1 protein-coding gene is annotated in these 1,107 nt (G+C 74.0%); it reads left to right on the top strand.

Annotated elements, in window-relative coordinates; translation table 11 throughout:
• Window positions 1-1,107 (top strand): nitric oxide synthase oxygenase (locus PH189_RS30255; RefSeq protein ID WP_420791508.1); only part of this gene is annotated, 1,107 nt, incomplete at both ends.

Raw genomic sequence — 1,107 nt, 5'->3', positions numbered from 1 at the left:
GACCCCGAGGTGGCCGAGGAGTTCGTCCGGCTGTTCCACAGCGAGAACCCGACGGCGGGCCCGGCGGGGCCGCGGGTGGCGGCGGTGCGCGAGGAGATCGCCGGCACCGGCACCTATGTGCACACCCGTGAGGAGCTCGAGTTCGGTGCGCGGGTCGCGTGGCGCAACTCCGCGCGCTGCATCGGGCGGCTGTACTGGCGCAGCCTGCATCTGCGCGACCGCCGGCAGGTGAGCGCGCCCGAGCAGGTCGCGGCCGAGTGCGTCGGGCATCTGCGTGAGGCCACCCGCCGGGGCCGCATCCGTTCGACGGTCACGATCTTCGCTCCGGACGGGCCCGCGGGGCCGGGGCCGCGGGTGTGGAACGAGCAGCTCATCCGGTACGCCGGCTACCGCGCCGGTGGGCGGGTGCTGGGCGACCCGCGGTATGTGGGGTTCACCGACACCGCGCGCTCGCTGGGGTGGCTGCCGCCGAGCCCGATGGGGCGCTTCGATGTGCTGCCGCTGGTGGTCAGCGGCGGCGGTGAGCACGCGGCGGCGGGCCCGCAGGTCTTCGAGGTGCCCCGCGAGGCGGTGCTCGAGGTGCCGCTGGCCCACGCCGAGCACCCGTGGTTCGCCGAGCTGGGGCTGCGCTGGCACGCGCTGCCGGTGATCAGCAACATGCGCCTGGACATCGGCGGGATCTCCTACCCGGCGGCGCCGTTCAACGGCTGGTACATGGCCACCGAGATCAGTGCCCGCAACCTCGCCGACGCCGATCGCTACGACATGCTCGCCGAGGTGGCCGAGGCGATGGGGCTCGACACCTCCAGCGACCGCACCCTGTGGCGCGACCGGGCGGCGATCGAGCTGACCGCCGCGGTGCAGCACTCCTTCGACGAGGCCGGGGTGTCGCTGGCCGACCACCACGGCGAGTCGCGGCGCTTCCTGCGCTTCGTGGAGAAGGAACAGGCCGCGGGACGCCACTGCCCGGTCGACTGGAGCTGGATCGTCCCACCGATCTCGGGTGGGCTCACCCCGGTGTTCCACCGCTACTACGACGAGCCCACCGACACCGGCCCGATGTTCCGCCTCGACGACCAGGCCGCCGCCCGCGGGCAGGGCTGCCCG

The sequence above is a fragment of the Actinomycetospora chibensis genome (assembly GCF_028737215.1).
Taxonomy (GTDB): domain Bacteria; phylum Actinomycetota; class Actinomycetes; order Mycobacteriales; family Pseudonocardiaceae; genus Actinomycetospora; species Actinomycetospora chibensis.
The sequence above is the reverse complement of the archived record's forward strand: the minus strand, read 5'-3'. Positions and strand labels throughout refer to the sequence as shown.